The organism is Burkholderia sp. Ed8 (genome assembly GCF_040761425.1).
GTDB classification, from domain to species: Bacteria; Pseudomonadota; Gammaproteobacteria; order Burkholderiales; family Burkholderiaceae; genus Burkholderia; species Burkholderia seminalis.
This window is the reverse complement of record NZ_CP142885.1, coordinates 1,618,244-1,635,225: the sequence shown is the minus strand read 5'-3', so window position 1 is coordinate 1,635,225 and position 16,982 is coordinate 1,618,244. Positions and strand designations below refer to the sequence as shown.

Below are 16,982 nucleotides of genomic sequence, written 5' to 3'. Positions count from 1 at the left end.
CATCGAAATGCTTCGATGCGCACCACGGTAAAATTCCCGTTTCGTCCCGTCCGCGCGTGCAGGTGCCATCCACGTGCGGGCCGATATCCCAGCATCGCCAGGCCATCATCACCTTGACTTCCTTACCTGTTGCTCGCGGCGCATGAGTTACACGCTCGCCACCACCTATATCCGCGAACTCGAGATCCGCAAGAGCCGCTTCATCGGGCTCGCGATCCCGGTCGACGACCGCGATGCCGCGATGCAGGCGCTGCAACGCCTGCGCGACGCGCATCCGACGGCCACCCATGTGTGCTGGGCGCTGCTGGCCGGCGGCCAGTCGGGCATGTCGGACGACGGCGAGCCGTCGGGCACGGCCGGCCGGCCCATTCTCGAAGTGCTGCGCCATCACGATCTCGACGGCGTGCTCGGCGCGGTCGTGCGTTACTACGGCGGGGTGAAGCTCGGCGCGGGCGGACTGGTGCGCGCCTATACGGATGCGATCGCCTCGGCGCTGCTCGATGCCGAGCGCATCGAGCGCATTCGCCAGACGCGGCTCGCGATCGAGATCGGCTACCCGGAGGAGGCGCGCGTGCGCCGCTGGATCGAACAGGCCGGATACGAACTGGTGGACAGCACGTACGGCATGACGGTGAAACTGGTGATCAAGCTGCCGGAAACCGCCGAGGCCGATGCGAGGGCCGAATTGTTCGACCTGACCCAGGGGCGCTCGGGGTTTCCGGACCTGTGACGCGCGGGCAAGGCACCTGCCTTCCCCGCTTTGCCTGACGCTGCCAGGCGCATTCCTGCGTCAGTAAGTATCCGGCACGATCATGTCGTCCGGCGTCGGCCGGCGGATGTAGTCCTCGTGATGCTCGCGCGGCGGCAGGTCGATCGACGGGTGCGGCACCTCGTGATACGGCACCTGGCCCAGCAGATGGTGGATGCAGTTCAGCCGCGCGCGCTTCTTGTCGACGGCCTGCACGACCCACCACGGCGCCTCGGGAATATGCGTGCGCTGCAGCATCTCCTCCTTCGCGGCCGTATAAGCCTCCCAGCGGCGCCGGCTTTCGAGGTCCATCGGGCTCAGCTTCCACTGCTTCAGCGGATCCTGGATCCGCGCCTGGAAACGCACTTCCTGCTCGTGATCGGTGATCGAGAACCAGTACTTGACGATCTGGATGCCGCTGCGCACGAGCATCTTCTCGAACTCGGGTACCGACCGGAAGAACTCCTCGTACTCGTCGTCGGTACAGAAATTCATCACGCGCTCGACGCCCGCGCGGTTGTACCAGCTGCGGTCGAACAGCACGATCTCGCCGCCGGCCGGCAGATGCGCGACGTAGCGCTGGAAGTACCATTGCGTGCGCTCGCGGTTGTTCGGCGCGGGCAGCGCGGCGACACGGCACACGCGCGGATTCAGGCGCTGCGTGATCCGCTTGATCACGCCACCCTTGCCGGCCGCGTCGCGCCCTTCGAAAATGACGACGAGCCGGTGCCCGGTGCTCACGACCCAGTCCTGCAGTTTCACGAGTTCGCCCTGCAGCCGGAACAGCTCGCGGAAATACTGCTTGCGTGCCTCGCGACGCGCCTGCGAAAACAGCAAGTCGTCGCCGTCGTCGAAGCGACGGTCGTCGAGCTCCATTTCGAGTTCTTCGTCGTATGCGTCGACGAGATCTTCCTCGAAGCGGCGCTGACGCGCTTCCATCGAGCTCGAATCGGCAAGGTTGTCGGTCTCGGTGCGGGTATCTTTGTCGCCCATGGGGCCTCCTTCCATCATTGACGCGGCCAAACTTCGCCATTATCCCAGCGTCGCGCGTCAAATTGATGAAAACCGGCCGCCGGGACCGTCAGAAGCGGAAGTTCAGCAGCACGCTGGCCAGCACCGGATTGGCCGAAATATCGAAGGTGTTCGATGCAAGCGTCCGGTTCGGCTGGCTGATGTCGAGCGTGATCTTCGTCCGCAGCGGGATATAGGTGACCATCCCCGTGATCCAGAGCCGGCGCGTGATCTGGTAGCTCGCGCCGACGGTGAACACCGGCTCCCACACGCTCTTCACCTTCGCCGATACATTGGTCCGCCCCGACAGCAGCAGGTCGCCGCCGGCATCCCAGATCCGCTGGAACATCGCCGGGTCGAGCAACAGCGACTGCAGGCTGCCGATGTCCGCGCCTGCCGCGAGCAGCCCGCCGAGCGACGCGAGCTTGCGCTGGAACACGGGGTTCAGGTTCGTGTTCGTGAAGCGCGTGTAGCTGACGCCGATGCCCGCGAACGGCCGGAAGCGATCGTCGCGCTCGCCGAGGTAGTACTTGAACACGACGGACCCGAGCCACGCGCGCGTGGTCGCGAGCGGATTGCTTTGCGTGTTCGCAAGGTCGATCAGCGGAAAACGCCCCTGGACGCCGGCAAAGATGCGCTCGAGCGGCAGCGCGATGCTGCCGTGCCCGCGCAGCGTCAGCACCGGCGGAATGCCCGCGCCGAGTTCGGCCGCCCAGTGCTCCGATAAAAAGTGGGTGAACGTGAACGCCAGCGTGTTCGTATTGCTGAGCGACAGGCTCGACCCGGCGTTCTGGAAGCTGTTCAGCCCGAGCGCGTCGGTATGCGTCGTCACGGGCGTCGACCGGCCGGTCGTCCCGACGAAGTGCCAGCCAAGGCCGACCATGTTGCGGTCGTCGCCCATCAGCTGCTCGAGCAACGGCGGCGCCTGCGCGGCCGGCAGATCGGGCAGCCGCGACGGATCGACCGGATGCAGTTCGTACGGCATCCGGCCGGCGTGGACCACGCCGCCAGCCGATGCGTCATCCGCCGTTGCCTCGCGCGGCGCGGCCGGCGCGCAGCCGTCGTCCGCGCCGTTGTCGTCGAAGCCGATACCGTCAACGCCATCGTCGCGCGCTCCCGCGCACGCGCGCCCCGCTTCACCGGTGCGCTGCCCGAGCGTGATCTTGCGTGCGCTCAACGGGACGGGGTCGAGCGGCGACACGCCGGCCCCAGCGCCATCGCGCCCGCCGCGCGCCGGCCCTGCATCGGTCGCCCACGCGCTCGCGTCGAACCCGTCCGCATCGCCGCCCGGCCAGAAGCCGATCCCGTCGGCACCGGCCTGCCAGCGCGGCGCGGCATCGCCGTCCGGCTGCGGCGCGCCGTGCGCGGCAGCCGCGCACGCGAACAGCGTCGCGCCGAGCCAGCGCGACAACGGACGCACGGCGCCCGGCCGCGCGCGGCGGCGGGTAATGTCGCGATTCGCCATCGGCTCAGGCCGGCACGCCGAACAGGCGCTGGCGGATCCGGTACAGCGGCTCGAACAGCCATTCGAGCAGGCTGCGCCGCTCCAGCACGACGTCGGCCTTCAGCATCATCCCGGCCCGCAGCGACAGCGGCCGCCCCTCGAAGGACGGCGTTCGATCGGCGAGTTCGACCCAGGTCTTGAAGTAGGTCTGCGGCGCGGCCGCATCGCCCGGCAGGTTCAGCTCCTTCGCCGAAAACGCGACCGGCGAGATCGACAACACCTTGCCGCGATAGGTGCCGAACTTCTCGACCGGATAGCTTGCGTACGCAACCTTCACTTCCTGCCCCTTCTTCACGAAGCCGGCCTTCGACGACGGAATGTAGACCTCGGCGATCAGCCCGTCGGCCTGCGCGGGCAGGATCTCGACGACGCGCGTGCCCGGCGGGTCGATCACACCGCCCTGCACGACGTCGAGCCGCACGATCTGCCCGTCGGCCGGCGCGTACAGCACCTGGTTCACGTTCTCGTCGATGTTGTATTCCTTCGCGTTCAGCTCCTCCTGCTTGATCTTCAGTTCCGCGTTCGCGCCGTCGTACTTGCTCTGCATCGTGTCGAGGTCGCCGCGCAGCTTCATCGCGTTCTTCGCGAGCTCGGCGCGGCGCAGCAGCAGGTCCTGGTACGCCTGCCCGGCCTGCAGGTACTGCGTGTTGACCTGGTTGTACTGTTCGAGCGTCACGACCTGCTCGTCGAGCAGCTGCTTCACGCGTGCGCGCCGTTCGCCGTACTCGTCGACGATGCGCTTCTGGTCCTGGATCTGCCGGTCGATCAGCCCACGGCTCTCGCCTTGCGCGGCGATCTGCTGGTTGATCTGCTGCACCGACGACCGGTATTCGAGCCGTGCCGCGTCGATCTGCTGCGTCACCTCCACGCGTTGCCGGTCGAGCGCCGCACGCATGCCCTGCACGTTGTTCGCCTGGCTGACGAAGCTCGTGTCGCGCGTCACCGCCATCAGCCGCTGGCCGGCCTTCACCTGCTGGTCCTTGCCGACGTAGATGTCGCGCACCGCCCAGCCCGGCGGCGCGCCGACGCCGATCAGCCCCGAGCGCGGCGTCAGCATCCCCGACACGCTCTCGGTATTCGCGTAGCTCAGTTCGACGAGCGCCGTCACGAACATCGCGAACATCGCCAGCGACAGGTAGCAGAAAAACCGCATCGACACCGGCACGTCGACGACGCCGTGGATCACGGTGCCGAAAGTGGTGCCGCGCGCGAGCTTGCGCGACGGCTTATGTTCTTGGAGGGCGGAATTCCAGATCGGCATGGGGCAGGCTCGTCAGGCGCGACGCCGCGCGGCCGCATCGAGCAGCGGCGTCGGCATCAGGTAAGGCGTGAAGTGTTCCCAGAAATGCCATTGCTCGGGCTGGCGCACGAGCGCCTGTTCGAGGCGGTCGACGATGCGCTGGTGCGTCGCGCGCACCGGCGATGCGTCGTCGTCCGCCCCGAGCATCGGCGCGAGCGGGCTGGCCGCGAGCCCGGTGAAATGCACCGCGCAGCGATCGCGAAACGGCACGCCCGTCGCATACGCGACGAGCAGCGGAATCCCCTGTTCGACCGCGAGCTTCACGCCGCCGCCGGCCATCCGCACCCAGCGCCCGCCGAGCCGGCAGCGGTTGGTCTTGCCGAACTTGCCGTGCAGGTCGGAAAACAGCAGGAACACGGGCGCTTCGCGCCGCAGGCTCGTGATCAGCCGCCGCAGATGCACGCGCTCCTCGATGTCGATGAACTCGACGTCGCCCGCGCCGTATTCGGCGACGAGCCGCAGCGCATCGTCGAAGAACGCGCCGGGCGCGTCGCGATGCAGGATCACCATCAGCTTGCGGTCGTCGGGAATCATGAAGCGCAGTTTCGTGACGAACAGCATCAGGTTGCCGAAGTGCAGCCCCGCGAGCATCAGCGGGCCGCCGCGTGCGAGCGCCGCGCGCAATTGATCGTCGCCTTCGCACGCCATCCCGTCGATCATCGACTTCATCGACGCGAGGCTGTGCGTGCGCAGCTTGAGTCCGGCGAACTCGGCCTCGAACAGCTCGCGCAAGATCGCGGCCGATACTTCCCGCACGCGCCGCGGATCGTCGTTCAGGTGTGCGCTCAGCATGTAGGCGACCGCGCGTTCGATCGATTCGCGAATGGGCGGAAAGCAGCGCAGGCATGCGCCCGAGCACCAGCGCATCAGCCGCAGCCCGAACGCGGGCGACGTACGCAGCGCGACCGCACGCACCGCGCGGCGCAGCAGGAACGCATACGAGAACGGATTGAGCAGGAAGAGCCGTCCGAGCATCACCGCGCCTCCTCGGCCGCGTGCCACGCGCCGGTCGCGTCGGTCAATACGCCGTCGTGCATCTGGTAGATGCGGTCGACCATCGACAGGATCGACGCGTCGTGCGTGACGAGCACGATCGTGCACGGCAGCGTCAACACGTTGCGGCAGATCTCGTGCGTCGTCGCCTGGTCGAGGTTCGACGAAAACTCGTCGAGGATCAGCAGGCGCGGCTCGCAATACAGCGCCCGCGCGATCAGCAGCCGTTGCATCTGGCCGGCCGACAGGAACTTCTGCGTATCGCCGAGCGGCGTGTCGTAGCGGTGGTCGAGCCGCTCGATCTCGTCGTGGATGCAGGCGAGCTTCGCCGCGTCGAACATCGCGCCGATCCGCGGCGCCGGCGCGAAGTTCGTGATGTTGTCGCGGATCGTCCCGCGAAACAGCTGGTCGGACTGCGTGACGGCCGCGAGATGCTTGCGGTACTGCCGCAGGTTCACTTCCGCGAGATCGACGCCGCCGACGAACAGCGTGCCCGGGTCCGGGCGCACGAGCCCGCAGATCAGGTTCAACAGCGTCGTCTTGCCGCTGCCGGTGCGGCCGACGATCGCGATCTTGGCGCCGGCCGGCACGTCGAGCGCGATGTCGCGCAGGATCGGACGGTTGCCGCCCTTCGGCGTGTACGACAGCGCGCGGATCGACAGCGCGCCGTCGAATCCGCCGACCGGCCGTACGACCGCATCCGGCGCGGGCTCCTCGGTCTCGGTCTGCAGCACGTCGGCGACGCGGTCCATGTGCACCTGCAGCACCTTGCGGCGCACATGGAGCTGGATCGAATCGATGAACTTGTCGGCGAACAGGTTCTTGTACTGGATGAACGCGTAGATCACGCCGATCGTGCTCTGTCCGTGCATCACGAGCCACGCGCCGTACGTGACGATCACGAGTTGCTCGACGTGCACGATCCCTTTCGAGATCGCATCGAACAGCAGTTGCAGCCGCTCCTGCTGGCGCATCGCCTGCAGCTTCTGCGTGAACGCATTGACCCACAGGCTGCTGCGCGCGGTCTCGGCCGACAGCAGCTTGATCGAATGCGCGGAACGGATGTTCTCGATCAGCAGCGCATCGGCTTGCGCGCCGCGCGTGAGGATCTGCGACATCGCGTCCTGCAGCCGCGGCTGGATCGCGAGCCGGCTCAGCGCGAACAGCACCATCCCCGCGAGGCTGATGCCGGCCAGCACCGGGCTGTAGTACAACATCAGCACGAGCGTCAGGGTGCAGGTGACGATATTCAGCAGCCCGCCGACCAGCCCGTCGACGAGAAAGCGCCCGACCTCCGACACCGACGACACGCGCGAAATCGAATCGCCGGTGTTGTGGAACAGGAAATAGCCGATCGGCAGCCGCGCGAGATGGCCGACCATGTTCGCCGACAGCTGCTGCGACACGATGTTGCGCAGGTAGCTCTTGATGTTGCCGACGAGGTTCGCGTACAGCGTGTCGAACAGGAACACGATCGCGAACAGGATCGTCAGCAGGTACAGGATGTCGACGTCGGTCTTCTTCAGCGCCTCGTCGATCGTCAGCTGCACGTACGACGGGCCGAGCAGCAGCAGGAGCTGCGCGGCAACGCCGCCCGCGATGCCGATCGCGAGGCTCTTGCGGATGCCCGTCAGCCCTGCGAGGTAGTCGCGCAACCGGATCCGGTCGGTCGGACCCGCCCGCGTGAAGCCGATGTCCGGATTCAGTTCGAGCGCATAACCGGTGATGTGCGTGAGCGCCTGCGCGAGCGGCAGCTTCGTCTCGCCGAGCGCGGGGTCGACGATGTGCACGCTGCCGTAGCCGACCTTCGTCAGCACGACATAGTGGTTCATCCCCCAATGCAGGATGCACGGCGTCTTGAGCGCGTCGAGTTCTCCCGCGTCGAACTGCAACCCGCGCGCGCGCAGCCCGAGATCGTTCGAGATCTCCATCAGGTCGAAGAACGACAGCCCGGAATCGATCCGCACCGGATAGCGGTTGCGCAGCGTGCGCAACGTCGTTTCGCGCCCGTGCCACGACGCGATCATCGCGAGGCAGGCCAGGCCGCACTCCGTCACCTCGTCCTGCAGGACCGGACGGACTTTGCGCGTATTGAAGAGCATGGTCGGGCACCCGGGGCGCGACGACACGCCGCCCGGGCCTGCCGTGCGGGCCCGTGGCGGGTCGTGCGCGATACGCATGGGCGCAGCCGGCGCACTGCCGGCCGCGGCGGAAGACCGGTGTTACCGGCCGCTCAGCGCGACGAGCCGAGCGACATCCGGAACTGTTCGACGGCGCGGGTCTGGTACTGGGTCATCAGGCCCTGCAGCGTGGTCCCGATCGACTGGTTGACGAGATCGACCGTATAGGCAGCCGAATTGGAGTAAAGCGACGCGCCGCCACGAATCTGGCGGGCCTGTTCTTCCGTGATGTCTCGCATTTGTTGTGGCCTTTATATTGTCGGAATGCCTGCAGCCGTCAGCCAATCGAAAACTCAATGGCCGTTTACTTTATTACGGAGATAATCCGGCACTCCTGCCTCCTGATAATCGCCCGATTCCGAAATAATGCATTCCGGAGTCGCTTAATTGCCACTGCGGCGATCGATTCTTTTCCTTCTGTTTCGCGGCATCTCGCGCGGGGGGCGCCTCCCCGCGCACGGCGGTTACTTGCCGGTGTTGTTGAACGTCTTCGGGTTCTGCAGGTAATTGCCGAGGCTCGGCAGGAACTGGCCGAGCGCGGTCACCACCGGCGCGGCGTCAACGGCGAGGCTGCCCAGCGAGCTGATCGCCCCGCCGCCATGCACATTCCTGACCTGTTCCGTCGTCATGACCTTCATCATTCTCTCCTCGTAAAAAATAAAGATGATGCAAAGAACCTTCATTGAAAGACAAACGGCTTTTAATCCCTAGCGACTTGTTAATCTAATAATCACCGCGATTACCAGCCGAAATCAGGCTATCATGCGGTCGCATCGGAATTCAATGGAGGACACACTCTTACAGTCGCAATTTCCGATGTATGACGGCTAAGCGACATTCATGTTTTTTGAATTTCAATTTCAAAACGTTTAAATCCCGCCGCAATGCGTTGCGGCACGGGCAGGAGACGGAGACGACCATGTTTGAAACGAGGCGCGCGAATGGCGGATCGGCAACGCGGAATGCGGGTATTTCCTTATCAAGATTTCCAACTAGGTGGAATCCCCGACTTGCAACCATGACACTGATCGCTGTAACGGTTATCGGTGCGACCACGAACGCGCACGCGTTCTGCCTCGACACCGCCTACCAGTACGCATCGGTGCACGATCCGCGCTATCTGCAGGCGCGCAGCGAATACGACGCGGCCCGCCAGAAATTCCCCGAAGCGCGCGCGCAGATGCTGCCGCAAGCCGCCGCGCAACTCGAATGGGGGCGCTACGGTACGCATGCGAACCTGTTCGGCATCGACGTCAGCGGCTCGAGCAATGCCGCATACGGTTCCGCCCAGATCACGCAGGCCCTGTTCAACGTGCCCTACCTGTACGACATGCGGCGCGCGACCGAGTACGAGGAATCGGCGAAGCAGAAACTCGAGGTCGCGAAGCAGGACCTGATCCTGCGCGTCGCGAACGCGTGCTTCGACCTGCTGAGCGCGCGCGAGAAACTGCAGTCGGCCGACGACGAGGTCAGCGCGCTGGCACGGCTCGAAAGCGACACGCGGCGCATGGCGCAACTCGGGATGAAGACGATCGGCGACACCGCCGAAATCGAGGCGCGCCGCAGCCTCGCCCAATCCGACGAAGCGCTCGCGCAGACCGACGTCGACGCGCGGCGCGCACGCTACGAGACACTGCTCGGCTCGACGATCGACTTCACGCGCTGGCCCCGGCTCGCGATGCGCGGGTCGTCGCCGCGCATTCCGTCCGGCGACTACGTGCCGCAGGACAACCCCGCGTACCGTCAGGCGTATCGCGACGTACAGGTCGCGCGGCTCGCCGCCAAGCGCGTCGGCGCCGAGCACTTGCCGACCGTCGACCTGTTCGCGTCGTATTCGCGCGGGCTCAACCCGAACCTGCGCGGGCTCACCGATCGGTCCGACTTCCATCAGAGCGCGTTCGGCGTGCAGGTGACGATTCCGATCTTCTCCGGCGGCAGCGTGTACTACCGGCAGGTGGAAGCCGAGCACGTGACCGAGCAATACCGCAACCGGCTGCGCGAGGTCGAGGAGCAACTGGGCACCGATCATCGCGAGGCGCTGTCCGCGCTCGAATCGGTCGGCAAGCGCATCCGCGCGCTGCAGCAGTCGCTGCAGGCCGCGCGGCTCGCGTACGATTCGTCGATGAAAGCGCATCAGGTCGGTTACAGCACGACGTACGAAACGCTGAACCTGCGGCGGGACATCTCGGGTATCCGGCAGAAGCTGTTCGACAGTTACCTCGATGCGCTGAAGCTGCAACTGAAGCTGAAAAGCGTGCTCGGCACGCTCGACGAGCAGTCGCTGATCGCGGTGGACAGCTTTCTCGAAAGCAACGCGGCGAACGACCGGAGCTGACGGCGGTTCGATGCATGCGCGATCTGCCGCGGTTCGAAACCCGCTGGTGTCGCGTGTGCCTCGCCGGCGGGTCCGCTGCGAATGCCGCGGCGGCACCCGACTGGAAAAACCGGCGCGGCGCGGCCGCTACCGCAGAGCGACGAAGCGCTTCGCCGAGGCCTGCGAGAAGCCGCTTCAAGCGGCCAGCATGCAGCCGGAAGGATAATCCCGCATGTCAGCCGGGCGGCGGCAGCACGACCGTGTCTTCCGGCCCGAGCACGCGCCCGTCCTGCGAACGAAGCTCCAGCTTCCTGATCGGCAGTCCGGTTTTCCGGTCGACGAGCAGCACGTGCGCCTCGTCCGGTTCGAAGCAGAAATCCTCACCCCACTGCCGCAATGCGACCAGCAGCGGAAACAGCCCGCGCCCCTTCTCGGTCAGCACGTACTCGTGATGCGCGCCGCCGTCGGCGGCCGGCACGATGTCCATGATCCCGTGCGCGACCAGGTTGCGCAGGCGAGCCGCCAGGATGTTCTTCGCGAGGCCGAGGTTTTTCTGGAATTCGCCGAAACGGCTCAGCCCGTCGAACGCGTCACGCACGATCAGTAGCGACCACCCGTCGCCGATCGCATCGAGCGGGCGGGCAACGCCGCAAAGGGAATCTTCGTGCGTGGTTCGTCGGTTCATCGGTGCGTGCGGTTACGCCGTTCCCTGTGGGCAGGCTGAGCGGCAGTCGTTTTCCATTGAAATGAATGGTTGCAATATAAAACCCGTCCACCCAAAGATCAATGGGGCGAACCCGACTGTTCGCGATCGGCGAACGGCGCGGAGGTTTCGACTCCGATTGGCCTGAGATTCAAGCCGATTGATTCGTCAATCACGCCATCATCGCTTTCCAACGCTTCGCCACGCATCAACGACGACACCCGGCGGCAATCGACCGGATCGCGCTTCTGGTTGCAACTTGAAACCTCATGTCCTACGCTTCCATTCGGTTTCACATTGAAACCAAACTACTCGACTACCGAAGGAGCGTTCGATGATCCGGTCCGATGCCGCGTTCGACGGCACCTTTCCCTTCGCCCCGCATTTCGACGATGCATCCGGCTTCCGGATGCACTACGTGGACGAAGGACCGCGCGACGGCGAAACCGTCCTGTGCCTGCATGGCGAACCTACGTGGGGTTACCTGTTCCGCCATCTGGTGACAACGCTGCGTCCGACGTACCGCGTCGTCGTGCCCGATCACATGGGATTCGGCAAAAGCGCGACGCCGCGGGACCGCAGCTACTGGCTGCAGGACCACATCGACAACCTCGAGCGCTTCGTGCTCGCGCGCGGCCTCGAGCGCATCACGCTCGTGATGCACGATTTCGGCGGCCCGGTCGGCATGGGGCTCGCCGCACGTCATCCGGACCGGATCCGGCGCATCGTGTCGGCGAACGGACCAACGCCGTTCGGCCAGCCCGATCTCGTCGAGCGCCTGAATGCGAATGCTCGCGAGGCGCCGTGGTTCCAGTGGATCATGCGCGCGGCGGCCGACGATACGCTCGAAACGGTGCTCGGTCAGCTCGGCTTCAACATCCTGAGCACGCTGAAGCTGAACGGGTTCGAGAACCACGCGGTCATCACCGACACGTGGATCGCCGCGTACGGAGCGCCGTTCGCGCAACCGGCCGACTGTCTCGGCGCGATCGGCTGGGCCCGCGGCTTTGCCGCCGGCGCGCACCGGTTCGAGGAGCCCGATGCGGCGGCACTGCGCGCGATACGCGGCAAACCCGCGCTCGCGCTCTGGGGAGATGCCGACCGGACGCTCGGCGCGGAACACTTCCTGCCGCTTTTCACCGCGTTGTTTCCGTCCGCGCCCGTCGAGCGGCTGGCGGGCGTCGGGCACTACTGCTTCGAGGATGCGCCCGACGCCATCGCCAAGCGGATCGCCGGCTTCATCCGGGCCACCGCTTGAACGCCGGTCATCGCCGGAGCAAGCTTCGCAACGCGTTTCCTTCCGGCGACCATTCACCGGATTGGATTCTGGTGCGGACACCAATCGCGCCGGGCAATTTTCGGTGCCTGTCGACGACGTACCATTACAGCGGACATCCATTGTCATGCTGGCGTACGTTTAAGGCGACCAGTAGTCGCCGCAAATATAATCGTCCGCTCCGCCCGGAAATATAATCTGTTGTCTTCCGCACCGTTCTCAAAGAAATCACGCCCACCTCGGACTCAAGACGTATCATGAATACTGCTCGCATCCTTTCATTTAATCAAATGAACGGAGTATCGATCTTGAAATCTCGAAAATGAATCGGTGAACTCCATTGCAAGGGTCAATTTTTCCCGTACCGCTCAAACGGTGAATTCAATCGGAATGGCCGCCGATCATTAAAAAAATCTCATTTTAATTCCCGTTGATTAATTGCGATAACAAGGAGTATTCCAATGACAACAGAAATCCCGGCAACCTATATCGTAGGCACGGCAACCGGACTGATTCCGCGCACGCTTTTACAGGAGTTGGTCGACCTTCCGACGAGTGTAAGACGCTTCGGCGTCATGGGCGACGGCGTGACTGACGATACAGCAGCGCTCCAAGTAGCATTCAATGCCGGGACGCCTCTTTATTTCCCTCCCGGCGTCTATCTATACAGCAATACACTGACTGCAACCGCATCGATTATCGGGGCCGGCTGGAATTCAGTTCTCCAGTGCACTACATCGCAAGGCCAAAATGCATCAATATACTGGAAAAACATCAGCAATTTAAAAATCCAGAATTTGCGGTTTTTCTCGAAAAACGCGACCGGATACTATGCCAACGAAAACGCCGGGCCAATCAATTTGGAAGCGTGCAGCCAGTTCGAGATATCCGGATGCCAGATCAACAATGCCGCGAGTCAGGCTATCATGATGCGTGCCTGTGTGAACGGGAAAGTATTCGGAAATACGGTGCTCAATGTCTGGCACGACGGCTTCCATGTTACCGGAGCAAGTTCGGACATTACGATCGTAAACAACGAAGTGATCAATGGTGGCGATGACGCGTTTGCTATTGTCGGATATCAAAGCGATCGTGCCCGCCCCCGCCGCATCATCATTGCAAACAATCGTGTCGATCAGACCAAATATGCACGCGGCATTGCCATTGTTGGCGCTCAAGACCTAACGGTCTCCGGAAACCATATTTATAACTCCCAGTGCGCGGGAATTTATATTGCCTCGGAATCCGGCTATCAAACGTACGGCAACGACAATATAAGAGTAACCGACAACATCCTGGATACGTGCGGCATATCATCCGATATCGTCGCCCGCCCCAACCTTCCGAACGCCCCAAATTCTTACGGAGCGTTGCATTTAACCACAGCCAATGGATCCAACAACTCCAACATTTCAATCATCAACAACACGATCAAGAATTCGGCGGGATACCCGATCTTTTTAGGGGCATCCGGCGGCACCCACATTCAGGTCAACATTTCACAGAACGCGATAGTCAATGGCTGGGATCCGAACAACAAGAACGGATTCACGTTGACGACGATCAGTGCGACCTCGGCATCGACGACGCTGAACTTCGCCAATACCCCGGGTGTCGCGGTCGGCATGACGGCGTGGTATTTCAATGGATCGACGAGCATAGCGATAGGCACGGTCGTATCGGCAGGTGTATCGACAGTCACGCTGAGCCAGAATGCAACCGTACCGAGTGGCGGAATCGTGGTCTTTTCCGGTGTCGGACTGTTCGGTGCGACGATCGTGACAACCGCTTCCACTGCGAGTGCCGCTACGTCGTTGACATTCGCCTCGACAACCGGCGTCACCTATAACGACAACTACGGTTTCGGGTCGCCCGGCAACGAAACGACAGGCGTGTCGATCGGACAAAGCGTCAGCGGGACCAACATCGCGGCCGGCACCTTCGTGACTGGTGTGACGGCGACCTCGGTGACGCTCAGCAAGGCGACGACCGGCACCGTCGCGAGCGGTGCATCCATCGTCTTTACGCCGATGGTCTGCACGACATCTCAAACGATCACGACCTCGGCCGCAGCGGCGGCAGGGACCAATACGCTGACGTTTACACCGTATCCGTCGGCACGCGGCTGTGCGGTGGGACAAGGCGTATCCGGAACGAATATCCCGGTCGGCACTTACGTGACGTCGGTCTCCGGTAACGGAAATGGCCCGACCGTCACGCTGTCCAACAATTTCACCGGCAGCGGAATTGCAAACGGCGCATCCATTACATTCACCGGAACAGGTTCATTGAGCACATCCGCCGGAATCTTCCTGTCTGCCACTAGCGAGTGTATCGTTTCGAATAATCAACTATCCGGTATCGCGAAGGACGGTATTTATTTCGATGGTTCGTGCTCGCATTCTACGGACATTAATAGCAACATTGGAGAAAACATCGGTTGCTGCAACGCATTTGGCTGTCTTATCACGATCGCAACACTCTCGGCAGGGGCATCCCTCAAATTGAGAGGAAATTATCTGGCTCAACCGGTCAATTATCCCCGAGCAGTCGGCAACTTTATTTATGCTGCTTCGTGGAACAACATATCGTGGAATGAAGACAATTTCGCCCAAAACGGGTTTGCCGCTCCCTATGTGCAGATGGATCTCGTTTTTCCGACAGTCGGCGCTTCGCCGTGGACGTTCACGAACAACAACCTGAGCGCGGTCAGCATGTCGATCGCCGGAGGCACCGTCTTGTCAATCAATGTCTCCCGAAACGGGCAAGCCGCCTATGCGAGCGGCTTGACGAACGGAATGATCGATCTCAAGTCGGGCGACGCAATGACGGTGGCCTATACCGTCGCCCCCACTGTCACGATGATTCCGAGACTGGGGCAATAGCACGTACGCGACTGCGGGATTGACGCGGGGGTACAGACCGGATACGACACACCGCGCTCCCACCTTGGGTCTGGATCGACGCAAGTTCCGTTCCGGCAGAACAGCAGCAGTGCGACGGCAACGCAAAATCGCCCGACCCCACTCGGCGTAGTCTGCTCGGTGGGGATCGGGCTCACCGTCTTATCCGCGCCGGACTCTTGCCCGACGTCAAGCGCCGTTCGCGCGACCGCCGCGGCGATCACGCAACAGGCTCCCGTCAGCGAATAACCCGCGTCACACCGCGCCCGCGCGGATCGGCCATCGCTTCCGGCGTCTTGCCGTCGATCTTGATGACCTGGATGTCGCCGCTGAAATCCTGCCCCTTCAGCGTGTAGCCGCGCGCCTCGATCTGCTTCGCGAGCTCGCCTTCGATCGGGTGGTACGGCTCCCAGAAGATCGTGTTCGGCGGCAGCAGCTGGTGATGGAAGCGCATCGCGCCGACCGCTTCCTTCAACGGCATCTTGAAGTCATAGATGTTGTTGATCACCTGGAAGATCGACGTGAAGATGCGAGAGCCGCCCGGCGTGCCGATCACGAGCGACACCTTGCCGTCCTTCGTCATGATCGTCGGCGACATCGACGACAGCGGGCGCTTCTTCGGTTCGATCGCGTTCGCGTCGCTGCCGACCACGCCGAACATGTTCGCGACACCCGGCTTCGCGGAGAAGTCGTCCATCTCGTCGTTCAGCACGATGCCCGTGCCGTCGGCGATCACGCCCGAGCCGAAGTATCCGTTGATCGTGTACGTGTTCGACACCGCGTTGCCCCACTTGTCGACGACCGAGAAGTGCGTCGTTTCGGCCTTCTCCGGCATCGTCGTGCCGAGGCCCGGCTGCACGCTCTTCGTGTCCGACGGCTCCTTCGGGTTGACCTCGGCCGCCCGCTTCGCGATGTAGGCGTCGTCGGTCAACTGCGCGATCGGCACCTTGTAGAAGTCGGGATCGCCGAGATACTGCGCACGGTCCGCGAACACGCGTTTCTCGATTTCCGCGACGAGGTGGATGTACTGCGGCGAATTGAGCTTCACGCCCTCGAAGTCCTGCTTGAGGTCGGCCTTCATCTTCAGCAACTGCACAAGGCCGATGCCGCCCGAGCTCGGCGGCGGCGCGGTGATCACGTCGTAGCCGTTCCACTTCGCCTGCACCGGCTGGCGCCACACCGCACGATACTGCGCGAGATCCTCGGTGGTGATCAGCCCGTTGCCGTCGCCGGTCTTCATCGACGCGGCGATCAGTTCGGCCGTCTTGCCCTTGTAGAAACCTTCCGCGCCGTCGTTCGCGATGCGCGTGAGCACGTCGGCGAGGTCGGGTTGCTTGAAGTTCGCGCCGGCCTTCAGCCCGGAGAAGTATTTGTCGAAGTTGGTCTTGCCGCCGAATTCCTTCGATGCATCGACGCCGCGCTGCGCGAGTTGCTCGTCGACGACGAAACCGTCGCGCGCATAGTGGATCGCCGGCGCGAGCACCTGCTTCCACTTCAGCTTGCCGAAGCGCTTCTGCGCTTCCCACATGCCGGCGACCGTGCCCGGCACGCCGACCGCGCGCGGACCGTACAGGCTCATGCCCTTGACGACGTTGCCGTCCTTGTCGAGGTACATGTCCTTCGTCGCGGCGAGCGGCGCGCGCTCGCGGTAGTCGATGAAGTACGGCTTGCCGTCCTTGTAGATCGTCATGAAGCCGCCGCCGCCGATGTTGCCGGCTTCCGGATACGTGACGGCGAGCGTGAAGGCGATCGCAACCGCCGCATCGATTGCGTTGCCGCCTTCCTTGAAGATCCGCTCCGCGGCATCCGCGCTGTACTTGTCGGCCACCGCGACGGCCGAACTCGTCAGGACCGCCGGCTGCGGCCCTTTCGCATAGGCGGGCGCGTTCGGCATAAACCCGATGCCGGCCATCGTCGCAAGCACGGCAGCGGATGATTTGAAGCGATTCAGCGTAGTCATTGCATGTCCCCCATGTGGATCTCCTTCAGGCAGGAAAGGCACCTGATCCGTCGATGACCGCCGGCGCGCCGGCGGCGATCGGCCGGCTTC

Annotated in this window: 13 protein-coding genes and 1 pseudogene; 5 read left to right on the top strand and 9 right to left on the bottom strand. The window is 63.5% G+C overall.

The genetic code is table 11. The features are described from left to right. The first annotated feature begins 142 nt into the window (after nt 1–142). Entirely contained in the window at nt 143–730 is a 588-nt protein-coding gene (locus tag VXM69_RS07510; RefSeq protein ID WP_034191569.1) for a YigZ family protein, read from the top strand. 60 nt (nt 731–790) lie between these two features. Here VXM69_RS07510 and ppk2 read toward each other — a convergent pair whose 3' ends face one another. From ppk2 to VXM69_RS07475, 7 genes are all read right to left on the bottom strand, one after another. Further along, the gene (ppk2, locus tag VXM69_RS07505; RefSeq protein WP_034191570.1) at nt 791–1,741 is read right to left on the bottom strand and encodes a polyphosphate kinase 2; all 951 of its coding nucleotides are present in this window, start codon (nt 1,739–1,741) and stop codon (nt 791–793) included. A gap of 88 nt (nt 1,742–1,829) precedes the next feature. After that, nucleotides 1,830–3,224 (bottom strand): OmpW family protein, encoded by a 1,395-nt coding sequence (locus tag VXM69_RS07500; RefSeq protein WP_367188353.1) that lies wholly within the window; start codon nt 3,222–3,224, stop codon nt 1,830–1,832. 4 nt (nt 3,225–3,228) lie between these two features. Beyond that, nucleotides 3,229–4,524 carry an HlyD family efflux transporter periplasmic adaptor subunit gene (locus VXM69_RS07495; protein WP_226252101.1) on the bottom strand — a complete coding sequence of 432 codons (1,296 nt, stop codon included), beginning with the start codon at nt 4,522–4,524 and terminating at the stop codon, nt 3,229–3,231. A 12-nt stretch (nt 4,525–4,536) separates the two neighbouring features. Continuing rightward, nucleotides 4,537–5,541, bottom strand: a complete 1,005-nt coding sequence (locus VXM69_RS07490; protein ID WP_367188352.1) for a hypothetical protein — start codon at nt 5,539–5,541, stop codon at nt 4,537–4,539. Continuing rightward, nucleotides 5,538–7,658, bottom strand: a complete 2,121-nt coding sequence (locus VXM69_RS07485) for a peptidase domain-containing ABC transporter (RefSeq protein WP_367188351.1) — start codon at nt 7,656–7,658, stop codon at nt 5,538–5,540. Before VXM69_RS07485 ends, VXM69_RS07490 begins: the two co-directional genes overlap by 4 nt. Nucleotides 7,659–7,789: 131 nt before the next feature. Next, the gene (locus VXM69_RS07480; protein ID WP_027791386.1) at nt 7,790–7,975 is read right to left on the bottom strand and encodes a hypothetical protein; all 186 of its coding nucleotides are present in this window, start codon (nt 7,973–7,975) and stop codon (nt 7,790–7,792) included. A gap of 225 nt (nt 7,976–8,200) precedes the next feature. Next, a complete protein-coding gene (locus tag VXM69_RS07475; protein ID WP_006479216.1) occupies nt 8,201–8,377 on the bottom strand; it encodes a hypothetical protein in 177 nt (58 codons plus the stop codon). A 278-nt stretch (nt 8,378–8,655) separates the two neighbouring features. Between VXM69_RS07475 and VXM69_RS07470 the strand changes: the two genes are divergently transcribed. Together VXM69_RS07470 and VXM69_RS07465 are read left to right on the top strand one after the other, a co-directional pair. Next, on the top strand, nt 8,656–10,071 hold the full coding sequence (locus VXM69_RS07470; RefSeq protein ID WP_367188350.1) for a TolC family protein: 1,416 nt from the start codon (nt 8,656–8,658) through the stop codon (nt 10,069–10,071). A gap of 8 nt (nt 10,072–10,079) precedes the next feature. Beyond that, a pseudogene (locus tag VXM69_RS07465) lies at nt 10,080–10,264 on the top strand (ISL3 family transposase); the annotation flags it as partial. 21 nt (nt 10,265–10,285) lie between these two features. On the opposite strand, the gene VXM69_RS07460 reads toward VXM69_RS07465, so the two are convergent. Continuing rightward, on the bottom strand, nt 10,286–10,735 hold the full coding sequence (locus VXM69_RS07460) for a helix-turn-helix domain-containing protein (RefSeq protein WP_226227593.1): 450 nt from the start codon (nt 10,733–10,735) through the stop codon (nt 10,286–10,288). A gap of 352 nt (nt 10,736–11,087) precedes the next feature. On the opposite strand from VXM69_RS07460, the gene VXM69_RS07455 reads away from it, so the two are divergent. Both VXM69_RS07455 and VXM69_RS07450 read left to right on the top strand, forming a co-directional pair. Continuing rightward, entirely contained in the window at nt 11,088–12,011 is a 924-nt protein-coding gene (locus tag VXM69_RS07455; protein WP_200087469.1) for an alpha/beta fold hydrolase, read from the top strand. Between the two features lie 479 nt (nt 12,012–12,490). Beyond that, nucleotides 12,491–14,914 carry a right-handed parallel beta-helix repeat-containing protein gene (locus VXM69_RS07450; RefSeq protein ID WP_367188349.1) on the top strand — a complete coding sequence of 808 codons (2,424 nt, stop codon included), beginning with the start codon at nt 12,491–12,493 and terminating at the stop codon, nt 14,912–14,914. A gap of 256 nt (nt 14,915–15,170) precedes the next feature. Here the strand turns inward: VXM69_RS07450 and ggt are convergent, their stop codons facing one another. Continuing rightward, nucleotides 15,171–16,892, bottom strand: a complete 1,722-nt coding sequence (gene ggt, locus VXM69_RS07445; RefSeq protein ID WP_034191577.1) for a gamma-glutamyltransferase — start codon at nt 16,890–16,892, stop codon at nt 15,171–15,173. Nucleotides 16,893–16,982 lie beyond the last annotated feature (90 nt).

What these genes read in the sequence shown, in the direction of transcription:
- VXM69_RS07460 (WP_226227593.1), bottom strand. Translation starts at nt 10,735, where the DNA reads ATGAACCGACGAACCACGCACGAAGATTCCCTTTGCGGCGTTGCCCGC.
- VXM69_RS07475 (WP_006479216.1), bottom strand. Translation starts at nt 8,377, where the DNA reads ATGATGAAGGTCATGACGACGGAACAGGTCAGGAATGTGCATGGCGGC.
- VXM69_RS07510 (WP_034191569.1), top strand. Translation starts at nt 143, where the DNA reads ATGAGTTACACGCTCGCCACCACCTATATCCGCGAACTCGAGATCCGC.
- VXM69_RS07485 (WP_367188351.1), bottom strand. Translation starts at nt 7,658, where the DNA reads ATGCTCTTCAATACGCGCAAAGTCCGTCCGGTCCTGCAGGACGAGGTG.
- ggt (WP_034191577.1), bottom strand. Translation starts at nt 16,892, where the DNA reads ATGACTACGCTGAATCGCTTCAAATCATCCGCTGCCGTGCTTGCGACG.
- VXM69_RS07450 (WP_367188349.1), top strand. Translation starts at nt 12,491, where the DNA reads ATGACAACAGAAATCCCGGCAACCTATATCGTAGGCACGGCAACCGGA.
- VXM69_RS07455 (WP_200087469.1), top strand. Translation starts at nt 11,088, where the DNA reads ATGATCCGGTCCGATGCCGCGTTCGACGGCACCTTTCCCTTCGCCCCG.
- VXM69_RS07470 (WP_367188350.1), top strand. Translation starts at nt 8,656, where the DNA reads ATGTTTGAAACGAGGCGCGCGAATGGCGGATCGGCAACGCGGAATGCG.
- VXM69_RS07480 (WP_027791386.1), bottom strand. Translation starts at nt 7,975, where the DNA reads ATGCGAGACATCACGGAAGAACAGGCCCGCCAGATTCGTGGCGGCGCG.
- ppk2 (WP_034191570.1), bottom strand. Translation starts at nt 1,741, where the DNA reads ATGGGCGACAAAGATACCCGCACCGAGACCGACAACCTTGCCGATTCG.
- VXM69_RS07495 (WP_226252101.1), bottom strand. Translation starts at nt 4,524, where the DNA reads ATGCCGATCTGGAATTCCGCCCTCCAAGAACATAAGCCGTCGCGCAAG.
- VXM69_RS07500 (WP_367188353.1), bottom strand. Translation starts at nt 3,224, where the DNA reads ATGGCGAATCGCGACATTACCCGCCGCCGCGCGCGGCCGGGCGCCGTG.